This is a genomic window from Staphylococcus sp. GDY8P45P (assembly GCF_017892745.1).
Lineage (GTDB): Bacteria > Bacillota > Bacilli > Staphylococcales > Staphylococcaceae > Staphylococcus > Staphylococcus cohnii.
The window spans coordinates 1-10,801 of record NZ_JAESLS010000014.1 but is presented as its reverse complement, the minus strand read 5'-3'; the positions used below and the strand labels follow the sequence as shown (position 1 = coordinate 10,801).

The following is a 10,801-nucleotide window of genomic DNA, read 5'->3' as shown; positions in this document are numbered from 1 at the left end:
TTTACTTTGCAACAGAACCATGCCTTCTATAAAAGGCAAAGATGATAATTTCTCTGTTACTATTTGAATAACATTACCTACCATATAAACATCCTCCTTTATTCGTTAGATATTTTTATTTCTTCTCCATCTGGTAAAATAAATGCCTGCACAAACTTGACACCTAGCACATCAGCAATGGCCTTCAACTCATCCAAGGTTACTGTTTCTCGTTGTAATTTTTTATTGAAATTCTGTGGAGTCTGGCCAATACGTCTAGCAAGTTCGGAAACACTTATATTCATTTGCTCACACAGTTCTTTAATCATTTCTGCCGTAGTCATACAGCACCTCCAAGTTTACGCTAAGAATATTGTAAACCATTTGATTGATAAACACAATAGTTATTAAAATATTATTATAATCAGCAAGCAAAAGAAAACCCACAACTCTACTGTAGAGTCATGGGCTATTTACTTTGGGTTTTTATATTTCCATTTCGATGCCAGATTTGAAGACTATGACGAAGTGGTCTTCATACACTGTAACGCTCTGGATTATCTTCCTTACAAGCTTATCATCATATTCTAAGGTGCGGAATTTGTTTTTGCGGATAAATTCAGGCTCTATAATTTATAGAACTGATGAATCATTTTTTGATTCATCAGTTCTATTTTAGTTTATTTAAGTAGAAAAGCATGTCGTCTATCTAGTAAAATTAAAGTACCAACCAAAATCTTAAATAGAAAGGACGACATGTCATGACTAATCATATCAAAAAAATGTTGCGAATTAAAGAAAGATTTAAATTTAACTTGTGTTGAAGAAGGAAAATACAAAGGTGTGAACACATTAATTATCACTGGTACCTACTCACCTAAGCTTACGGCCTGTAAGTATTGTCAGTCTCATGCGAACGATGCAGATGAAAAGAAAACCATTGTAAAAAATGGGAAAAAAGAAGTGACAATTCGTTTGGAATCATATCAAAATATTCCAACTATTTTAAAGCTAAAAAAACAACGATATTTTTGTAAAAACTGCCATCAACATTGGACAACTCAATGTTCTATCGTTGAAGAAAATTGTTTTATTAGTCGATTCATGACATTTAGAATACTAGAATTATTAACTCAAAAAATATCAATGACCGTTATCGCTAAGATATGTCATGTATCACTCACAACCGTTATAAGGGTCCTTAAATCTGTTGAAAAACATTTACCTGAAACGCTTAAACCACGCTCTTTTCCAAAATTTCTAATGGTTGATGAATTCAGATCTCATGCCACCTATGAAGATAAAATGAGTTTTATTTGTGCCAATGGTGAAACCGGTGAACTGGTTGATGTTCTTCCTAGTCGTAGACTTGATAAACTAATGAATTACTTCAATCGTTCTCCCAAGGAGAAACGAGAACAGGTAAAATTTCTAGTGACAGATATGAATGCGGCTTATTTTCAGTTAACTAAAAAAATCTTTCCTTGTGCAGCTTTAGTCATTGATAGGTTTCATATCGTTAAACACTTAAACCAAGCTTTTAATGACTTTAGAGTCAGGGAAATGAAAGCATTAATAAAGAATCACCAGCGTTCTGAAGCCAATAAGCTAAAAGTAAATTGGAAATACCTATTAAAGAATCAAATGACTGTTTCTAGTTCAGAATATAAAAATTGGAGAAGCTTTCCTTCACCTAAGTTTCCCCCTCTAACAGAATCAATGATGATTGATCGTCTTTTATCATTTTCTACAGACTTAAAAGAAGCCTATGGCGTGTTTAAATTATTAACCTATCACTTTAGAAATAAAGATCCAGACTCATTTTTTGATTTATTAAAGAACTTACCGACTACCTTAGATCCACTATTTAAACAGAAGATTGAAAATCTGATTAATTATGAAGAAGGGATTCGTAATGCTTAACGTATAAGTATTCTAACGGAAAAATAGAAGCTAAAAATACTCATATTAAGATATTAAAAAGAGTATCTTATGGCTTCAAATCTTTTAGTAATATGAAGATAAGAATTTTTATGATAAACGACCTTGTCACAATTGAATAACTAAAAAAAGATGATGAATTTGAGAAAATTCTCAAATTCATCATCTTCAATATTTGTCTCATCAGTCCGATTTGACAAAGAGCCCGTTTTTTTATGTTTTCCTTACTTACTTAAAACAGTCACACATTCAATATGGATTGAGAGGACAGAATGAATGTCATTTGTGTATGTCCGTTCTCGGAAACATATCCACGACACTTTTTGCACTATCGGTAGACGGGAACATATCCATAGGCTTCGCTGTTTTTTGAAAAACTGAGGTATGCTGTTAATTTTCAGTACCCAATACTGTGAATAACGTTACTCTCCTATTCACTAATGTAATTCAACAATCTTTCTAAAATGTCATGTGTAACTTTTAAGTTGTATTGTTCAATAAGGTGACTTTGCAAATCCATAACTAATAGCAAAGAATTTTTATAGGCTTCAAATAATTCTACCTTATCTAATCGAGCAGTGGTCTTTGCAAATTTTTTATAATTTTCAAGGCTAATTTCTTTTTCAAGGTTTTTACTCATGTTTAGCCAATTATCAGCATTTTTTTCTGCCATACGTATAAGTTGTAGTGTATTTTTTTGAAGTTGTGATAAGAGTTCTAATGAACGAGCATATTCTCCTCTTTTTAGAACGTTGATTCCCATCAACCATAGATTAGAGAAATTACACAACAAAAAATTAGCATTTTCTTCAGTAAGTCTATTTGGTCTTGCACCACTTATCTCTGATAAATAATTTTCTAATTGCCCTGTTTCATCGTAAATAAGCATAGCCTTCGTATCAGGAATATAACCTGAATCTTTAAACGAGGGGATTATGTTCATATCTTTTTCAGAAAGGAAATGAAATTCCCCACGTATAAGATTATCAAAAATAACTACCTCTGTTCCGTACTCATTTTTATAAAGCATCAAGTACGGAGCTACGTCAAACAACCAGTTGGATGAATCAAAGTTCGAGGTTATACTATCTTTCAAAAATATATAGAACTCTATATCAGAGTATTGGTCACCTTCTCCTTTGGTAAACGATCCATACATCATACAAGCTGTAATTCGTTCATCTGACTCAGTAAGATTCTTAACGTTTGCAATTAATTCTTTTTGTTTTAACATTTCTTCACCCTTTCATGTAAATATCTTTTAGTTATTGTGGCAACTCAAAATCTCTACAAACCTAAATTAATATTTTTCGTACAAATGTTATTGCAAAAAGCATCATCATGCTCCACAAACAATAGTGTAGGACAATATTCCAAAATCATTTTTTCAATTTGGATACGTGAAAAAATATCAATATAGTTCAATGGCTCATCCCATATATACAAATGTGCACTTTCACAAAGGCTTTTAGCAATTAGTACTTTCTTTTTCTGACCAGCACTAAAATCCACCATGTTCTTATCAAACTGCTCTCTATTAAAATCCAGTTTACGAAGAATCGTTTTAAATAGAGTTTCATCGATCTTATTATTATAGGCAAATTCAGATAGATTACCTTTTAAATATGAAGTATCTTGCGAAATATAAGAAATTTTTAGTCCACTTGCTAGCATAAAATTTCCGGTAAATTTAATATCATCTCCATTAATCAATTTTAGGATACTAGACTTACCACTCCCATTTTTTCCGATAATGGCAACTCTATCACCAATATTGACTCTGAAATTAAGATTACTGCATACTTCTTTATCTCCATAAGACAATGATAAATCATTCGCTTCTATTAAGCACTCTTTGTGAAATTCAAGTGGTGAAATTTTTAAGTCATCATATTGTTCAATGTTGTGGAGCAGTTCTGATTTTTGTAAAACGGCTTCCTGATGTCTTGACTCAATATTTTTGGCACGTTTCATCGCTTTTGCAGCCTTATGTCCAACATAACCCTTATCCAGTTTTGAACCAGAATTTGTTGTTCCATATTTACTTTTTTCTACTTTATTTGACCAGTTTGAACTACGTTTTGCTGCATAAGACAACCTTCCTATTTCTTTAAGGAGTTTCTTGTTTTCTGCCAGTTCAAAATTATCTTGTAACGTTTTGTTCTCCCACCAAGAAGTAAAATTTCCCTTTTGGATTTCGATATTCGTTTTATTGATAGATAGTATATGGTCAACACATTGATCAAGTAAGCTTCTATCATGAGATACCAAAATAAACCCCTTCTTGCGTTTCAAATAGTTTTGCACTACATTACGTGCATCGATGTCAAGATGGTTTGTAGGTTCATCAATAAGCAGGAAACAACTCGCTGTAAGGAATAAAGCTGCAAGAAGGACCTTCGTTTGCTCACCATTTGACAATGTATTAAACGGACGATATAAAGCATCTTCTTGAACATCAAGCAATGATATTTCACGAAAAATCTCCCAATCCATACATTCCGTACAAATACTCTTCATTACTTCAATTGTATATAGACTCTTATCTTCCACATCATAAGGAAAATACTCAAACTTAACTGTAGAACTTATATTGCCGGAATACGCATATTTGCCAAGCAGTAAATTTAAGAAAGTAGTTTTACCGCGTCCGTTTCTTCCAATAAAACCGAGTTTCCAATCTGTATCTATCTGAAAACTTACATTTTCAAAAATATTGTCATAACTTCCTTCATATGAAAAAGTTAGATTTGAAACATTTATTAAGGACATATATTTCTTCCTCCTTTACATTATAAAAATTTTATAAGCAAAGTCGGTTTTCGGCATTAATTACTCTATAATGTTATCCAACTCTGCAAGGATTTTGTCATGAATGACATAGTATCATTGTCTATCACGTTTATCTTCCTTTCTTTTACAAATATTAAAAGCCGCAAGAAAGTAAATTCTTACGGCTCAAAAACAAATACTATTATTACCTTTTGTTATACATAACATAAGGTTACTGTAATGTATTATTGAGTGTAGAATACTTAACTTTCTTGCAATTTGCATAACAAAACAAACGGTTCTATAGCCGTTTCTTTAAATATCTTATTATGCATCATATAATTAGCAAGAAAAGTTATACATTCTTCCACCTCCAAGTCGTTTTATTATATCATATTATCTTTAAAAATCCAATATAATTCTTCTGTTCTCTTTCTAAAGATTACCCTTCTACATCAATCTCGACTCCTGATTTGAATTCAACGGCGAACTTATCATGAAATACCGTAACTTTTTCTATAAGCCTCCTTACTAACTGCTCATCATATTCCTCTAACTCACAGGATTGTTCATTAAAGAAATCAGTCATTTCAGCGATTCGTTGCCTTTTTCCTTCACGCTCTGCATTTTCAACAAGTGCATTTTGCTTCAATTCTCGAAGGTGGTAGATTTCATCAGCCACATCTTCATAGTCATTCTTGGATTTTGCTTGGATAAGAAGCTGTTGTTGTAATTCTTCCAATTTGCTATCAATATCATTGGTGGCATTATCATTTTCTTCATTAAGTATAGTAGCTATGTTTTTCTGCAACGCCTGGAGGAAGGGTTCTTTGTTAGCCAAAAGTTCGTTAATAGCCTTGACCACTGCTGTCTGCAATGTTTCCTCGTTTATGGTAGGGGCAGTACATTCAGATCCTTTTTCCTCCAAACGGCTGACGCATCTCCAAACAATAGACTTGTAACCTCGGTTATTCCAGTGTACCCGGCGGTAAATATCACCGCACTGGCGAGCAAACTGCAACTGCAACTATGCAGGCACTTAATCTTAAAAGAACTACTTTCTATAAACTGGTGAAGGAAGTGATTGTATGATGACGATGTGTCCACGATGTTTAGAGCTATACAGTGAAATTTGGTCGAAGCCTTGTTGTAAATGCGCCGATAAGACCATTCCTGTTGATATTGAACTCATCAATGTCGTTCAGATGCTGCTCACTAGAGGCTTCGATGTATCTTATGCCACTTGTTACCCAGATAAAGAACAAGGTGAGATCGAAGCTATGGAAATTGAGATTCACTTTAGGGAATTGTATCCGCAGGCTCTCTTTGATGGTCTCCCACCTGACTGGATTGTAATTGACGAATACCCAGTTCTTGGCGGTAAGGTTCTTGATGAACCTGTTGATATCCTTACATGTGCAATCGAATATCGATTTGAAGAGAGCATCCATATTCAAAAGGATATCGCTATAAGCAATCTGGAAACATGGCTCGAAGAGAAAGACCCGCAATCTTGTAGGGCTATCCTTACATTGGCCGGCTTCTGAAAAAGTAAGACCCTCTCAACAGTAATGATCTGCTGAAAGGGTACTTTACTTTAATCTATGACCTTGAAGTGCCTTAATGCGTCTTTAATAGCTTCTACTTTATATTCTGGTGCTGGTTTATATGGGCGTTTTAGTTCTTCAACTGCGTTTGGTGCGTCGTACATCGGCAGGCCTAAGTTTCTTTTGACCTCTGCAATGTTTGCAGTGTGAACTTTGAAGCCGTACTTTTCTTCGATATACTCCTGAATAAGCCTGTAGGTGATACGATCTGGCTGGATTTTTCGGTCGTCTGCGTACTCCATTTTTACACTGATAAAATCGTCTGCACTTTTGTGGGACAATAAAACACACGTCTCAACGTGGCTCTAGTTGATGGCATTGATGTCTTAAGCTGATTTTTAACCCTTTCGTTCGCGGGAACGTATCAACGGTATTTTGATTATTTTTTAAGAAACTGATATATGGGGGAACATATCGAAGCAATCAATAATGCACATTAACAACTAGTCTTTGTTATATTTAAACTATTCGAAAAGGTAATTGGATATTAAGGGAAGACTCTATAGACTTTTTCATATGATTAACGAGTTCAGCCACCTCAGATTCCATTCCTTCCCACTTGTCAACACACTCTCCTAAATAAGCCTCTCTCGCTTTGTTGAGTAAAGTAGCATGCTCATCGGGTAATTGAGGTATCGCCCATTCAGCTGCCAGATCTTTTGAGCGAATTTCACCAGTAGATGCTGTCAGCCACATTCTGGCTAAAGTTAAAATCACATTGCGTTCGTCACCGTTAATGCTAGCTATCAACCCGGGCAACGATTCTTTAATTGCTTTTCGAATATCTGTCATTGGCACAGGCTCAATTACTTCTGTTGCCTTTGGTCCCAAAAGGTTAATACTATTTTTTCTTAGTTGTGCTAAAAGTATTGCTAAATCCGGATCATAAGTCGACTCAGGAATTTCTCCCTTTTCAAACTGCTCTCTTAGCCACTCGCCATACATAAATTCATATTTGGGGGGGAAATGCCAAGGGACAATATCCTTTTGATTTATGACCGTAACTTCAAGAGGCCTCATATCTTTTATGTTTCCTATTTTCCCAGATATAAGCATTAACCTATTTGTAAGATTCCTTCGAGTTTTTTCAGATAAACTTTGATTTGTTATTACCAAAATATCTACATCGCTATTCATACGTAAACCACCCATTACTGCCGAACCATACAAATACACCCCAATTAACATATTATCAAGTAGTTCCGCTATAGTTTTTAATGCTTGAATTGCTTCTTTCGGAATTTTTTTGTTACTTAAATCTATACTCAACTTCGATCTCCTTTCGTCTGAAAACTGTTTTTTAACGCCTCTTAAAATTTATAAAAAAAGAGTAAACATCTTTCGTTGTATTGTAAATTAACGCCATCCAAAATTTTGATTCAAGATTTTCTTTCGGTTTATTATATGTTTGAGCCAATATAAGCTACAAAACTGCTGTCTATCCATTTTTGAGTAACCTCATTTATATCAATCCCAATAGTAGCCAACCCAATAATGCTGCAATCCAATTTCTCTAACAAAGCTATTAAAGCCTTCATTTGAGAACCTGTCTCTATCCAATCATCTACAATCAAAACTCTTTTGTTCCTCACAATAGAACTCTTAGATATTTCAAAGCTTTTATCTTGACCTGAATAGTCGGTAAAATGTGTCGAAATAATCTCTTCTTTTGCGTATGGCAGCTTATCACCTTTTCTTACTCCAATAAACCCCACTCCAAGTTCTTTGGCTATGGCAGTGCCTAGTATCCATCCAATTGCTTCTGGGGCAGCCACATAATCTACTTTATTTTGAAAATCCAATGATAGTACTTTTACAATTTTATCAAAAACGGTTTTATGTGTAAAAATAGTTAGTAAATCATATTTTCCAATTGAGTTACGAGGTAATATACCTCTAATTTCATTTATAACATCAGTACTTTCCATACATTTACACCCCTTGCTTATGGTTAATAATCTTTGCTAATCTTTAAAAATAGTCATTTTCAACATATTTTTTATACATGTCCTCGGTATATCTTGTTATGTTCTTACCATACTCTGGATAATCAAACCCCAGTAGTTCTGCTACCTCTTTGGACACTTCCCTGAACAATTGGTGGCATATAAATAATGACTTCCAAATATTTTCATAGGAATCCATGCGATATGTAGATAATAATCTATTCCATAGATCTTCATCAATGTATTTGTTAATATACTTATAATTTTTCCCAACACTTAATGAAAATTCTGTCTTTATCCCAACCTTCCACGACATCATCCTAAGTAGTTCAAACCGTAGAATCTGGTTCAGATGATCGATTGCAAACAGTATCTCTTTGCGGCACAATCCTTTAATAACATAAGGTGTTACATTCCAAAATTCATTGCAGCAATCATCATACTCCCTTGCGCTTGGCTTTCTTACATGATAATCTATATCAGTCGGAACTATGTCCCTTTTAATTCTACAATCTTTATCAATTAGAACCTTTATTAATTTATCGCCCTTTAGGTAATTATCTAACTCTTCCAAGGGCAATAAGGTAAGATCAATTTTATTGTAATCATCAAATAGCATAAGATAGGAAAATCCCTTTTCTTCAGGTGGGAATAATTCCATATCCTCCGGCTTTTGCATCATTATTATATTCCCAAATTGATTAAGCCAGTCATCATTAGATATAAACGGTTCTATATCACTTACAAAATATGTAATATCATAATCCTGAAATTCATCTTTAGGTATATTAATATTTGCGCGTGACCCCTCAAGGGTCACAATTCGAATACGTTCATCCTGTTCTGCTAAAGAAAGTACTAAATCCATCATTTCTTTTTCTGATCTCATTTACATACTCCTCGTTTATTTTTTCTATATTATTACATCTTCTTTTTTGCCGATACAATCAGCATCATTGGGCGTCGCATTTCATCCGCCATCCCCGGAATATCCATCATGTTCTCTGGCGGCTGTGGCTCCACAATCTGATTTATTATAAAACTATTTGAAAGCAGTGTATTTAGATATGTGGTCAGTGTTCTATGATATTTTGTAACCTTTTCTTCCAAAAACATAGCTGTCCGTTTGCCCTCATAATAATAATTGTCCACCGGGAAATGCAGTATTTCTCCTTTTTCGTTATAATACCAGTCTTGTGTTCCATGAGCAGTAAAAACAGGATGTTCAACTGTAAAAACTAAATTGCCACCAGCCTTCAGCATCCTATATATCTTTTTTATTAAATTCTCATAGTCTGCTACATAATGAAACGCAAGCGAACTTAGTATTACATCAAAGCTCTCCTCTGGGAAATCCACATCTTCTATGGCACAGCATTCATATTCAATCTGTGGAAAATGGGTTTTTCCTTTTGCTACTTCGAGCATTTTATGAGAAATATCAACACCTACTACAGAGGAAGCACCGTTTTCCATCGCATATATACAGTGCCATCCATAGCCGCATCCTAAATCAAGCACACGCTTACCCTTAAAATCAGGTAGCATCTTTTTCAAAGTCTCCCATTCTCCCGCACCAGCCAGTCCTTTCTGCGAGCGACTCATTTGACTGTATTTTTGAAAAAATATATTATCATCATATTTGTTTTCTTTCATCTGAACTCTCCTCGTTTAAAAAGTTATTTATCTCCGATACAATTTCATTCACTTCTTTATAAAGTTTCTCGGTCATATCGTAGCATTCAAAAAGTGAGATACCGAGTACTTCAAAAATATGATTTACCTTCTCGGTATATTTTTCAGGTTTATGTTCAAAAGTTTCAAGCAGTTTTATAGCTTTCTTTTCGTTGATACAATAAGCATTATTACATGCAAATAGTACTTGATTTAAGCATGAAATAATACGAAAAACATGGCCTGCAATATAATATTTATCCTCTACCCCCGCATTTGCTTTTACAAACATTAAAGAGAATTCAGCTTCAAATATAAAAAAGTTCATCAAGCTTTTCTTTAGAGCAGTAGGGTAAATTTCTGCCTGCTTTTTTAATTCGCATAAGCTTTCGTTCTTAGCATATAGTATTTTACTAATCGCTAATTCTCCACGATACATTGCACTTATATAACCATGGGGATGCCCGGTCTGATAATTGGCAGTAACAATTCCTTGCTCCGTATCTTTGATTATTTGTTCTACCCGTTTTATATCACGTAAAATCAAGTCAACATGATACCCATTTATAAATAACCATCCGCCGCCATTAATCCAATCACCCCACGCTCCGGGAGGCACAACAAGGTTGTTTCTATTTTTATCATCCAATTCTGTAGCAATTTGATTAATCGCTGTCAGGTCAAATGAGTCTGAATTGTAATAGATTCCGATATCTATATCAGAATTTTCTGTATGGGTGCCTCTTGCACGTGAGCCCCCTAATACGATGCCTTCGGTTCTGTTGCAAAGTTGAATTGATAGTATAATTTTAACAAAAAGGAGTCTTCTGTATGGACTATTTCAGATATAAACAATTTAACAAGGATGTTATCACTGTAGCC

The 10,801-nt window shown here is 34.2% G+C and carries 11 protein-coding genes and 1 pseudogene; 2 read left to right on the top strand and 10 right to left on the bottom strand.

What is annotated here, in order from left to right; genetic code table 11:
- Nucleotides 1–98 precede the first annotated feature (98 nt).
- Entirely contained in the window at nt 99–323 is a 225-nt protein-coding gene (locus KA873_RS12340; RefSeq protein ID WP_000205227.1) for a helix-turn-helix domain-containing protein, read from the bottom strand.
- A gap of 417 nt (nt 324–740) precedes the next feature.
- On the opposite strand from KA873_RS12340, the pseudogene KA873_RS12330 reads away from it, so the two are divergent.
- Nucleotides 741–2,042 (top strand): annotated as a pseudogene (locus KA873_RS12330) (ISL3 family transposase).
- A gap of 308 nt (nt 2,043–2,350) precedes the next feature.
- Here the strand turns inward: KA873_RS12330 and lnu(B) are convergent.
- From lnu(B) to KA873_RS12315, 3 genes are all read right to left on the bottom strand, one after another.
- Nucleotides 2,351–3,154, bottom strand: a complete 804-nt coding sequence (gene lnu(B) / locus KA873_RS12325) for a lincosamide nucleotidyltransferase Lnu(B) (protein WP_002294514.1) — start codon at nt 3,152–3,154, stop codon at nt 2,351–2,353.
- Between the two features lie 53 nt (nt 3,155–3,207).
- The gene (gene lsa(E), locus KA873_RS12320; protein ID WP_002294513.1) at nt 3,208–4,692 is read right to left on the bottom strand and encodes an ABC-F type ribosomal protection protein Lsa(E); all 1,485 of its coding nucleotides are present in this window, start codon (nt 4,690–4,692) and stop codon (nt 3,208–3,210) included.
- A gap of 442 nt (nt 4,693–5,134) precedes the next feature.
- A complete protein-coding gene (locus tag KA873_RS12315) occupies nt 5,135–5,713 on the bottom strand; it encodes a recombinase zinc beta ribbon domain-containing protein (protein ID WP_088186203.1) in 579 nt (192 codons plus the stop codon).
- A 67-nt stretch (nt 5,714–5,780) separates the two neighbouring features.
- On the opposite strand from KA873_RS12315, the gene KA873_RS12310 reads away from it, so the two are divergent.
- Nucleotides 5,781–6,239, top strand: a complete 459-nt coding sequence (locus tag KA873_RS12310; protein WP_002325145.1) for a hypothetical protein — start codon at nt 5,781–5,783, stop codon at nt 6,237–6,239.
- A gap of 50 nt (nt 6,240–6,289) precedes the next feature.
- On the opposite strand, the gene KA873_RS12305 is transcribed toward KA873_RS12310, so the two are convergent.
- The 6 genes from KA873_RS12305 to KA873_RS12280 form a co-directional block, all read right to left on the bottom strand.
- Nucleotides 6,290–6,541: a hypothetical protein gene (locus tag KA873_RS12305; protein WP_002294510.1), complete on the bottom strand. Its 252-nt coding sequence runs from the start codon at nt 6,539–6,541 to the stop codon at nt 6,290–6,292.
- Nucleotides 6,542–6,758: 217 nt separating this feature from the next.
- A complete protein-coding gene (locus KA873_RS12300; protein ID WP_002294509.1) occupies nt 6,759–7,568 on the bottom strand; it encodes an ANT(9) family aminoglycoside nucleotidyltransferase Spw in 810 nt (269 codons plus the stop codon).
- Between the two features lie 131 nt (nt 7,569–7,699).
- Nucleotides 7,700–8,227: a phosphoribosyltransferase family protein gene (locus KA873_RS12295; protein ID WP_002294507.1), complete on the bottom strand. Its 528-nt coding sequence runs from the start codon at nt 8,225–8,227 to the stop codon at nt 7,700–7,702.
- 43 nt (nt 8,228–8,270) lie between these two features.
- Complete coding sequence (locus KA873_RS12290) at nt 8,271–9,134, bottom strand: aminoglycoside nucleotidyltransferase ANT(6)-Ia (RefSeq protein WP_002294505.1); 864 nt, start codon at nt 9,132–9,134, stop codon at nt 8,271–8,273.
- A 32-nt stretch (nt 9,135–9,166) separates the two neighbouring features.
- Entirely contained in the window at nt 9,167–9,901 is a 735-nt protein-coding gene (locus KA873_RS12285; protein WP_000662263.1) for a class I SAM-dependent methyltransferase, read from the bottom strand.
- On the bottom strand, nt 9,882–10,688 hold the full coding sequence (locus KA873_RS12280) for a nucleotidyltransferase domain-containing protein (protein ID WP_225417023.1): 807 nt from the start codon (nt 10,686–10,688) through the stop codon (nt 9,882–9,884). The genes KA873_RS12285 and KA873_RS12280 overlap by 20 nt, the downstream gene beginning before the upstream one ends.
- Nucleotides 10,689–10,801 lie beyond the last annotated feature (113 nt).

What these genes read in the sequence shown, in the direction of transcription:
- KA873_RS12340 (WP_000205227.1), bottom strand. Translation starts at nt 323, where the DNA reads ATGACTACGGCAGAAATGATTAAAGAACTGTGTGAGCAAATGAATATA.
- KA873_RS12310 (WP_002325145.1), top strand. Translation starts at nt 5,781, where the DNA reads ATGATGACGATGTGTCCACGATGTTTAGAGCTATACAGTGAAATTTGG.
- KA873_RS12305 (WP_002294510.1), bottom strand. Translation starts at nt 6,541, where the DNA reads ATGGAGTACGCAGACGACCGAAAAATCCAGCCAGATCGTATCACCTAC.
- KA873_RS12295 (WP_002294507.1), bottom strand. Translation starts at nt 8,227, where the DNA reads ATGGAAAGTACTGATGTTATAAATGAAATTAGAGGTATATTACCTCGT.
- KA873_RS12290 (WP_002294505.1), bottom strand. Translation starts at nt 9,134, where the DNA reads ATGAGATCAGAAAAAGAAATGATGGATTTAGTACTTTCTTTAGCAGAA.
- KA873_RS12285 (WP_000662263.1), bottom strand. Translation starts at nt 9,901, where the DNA reads ATGAAAGAAAACAAATATGATGATAATATATTTTTTCAAAAATACAGT.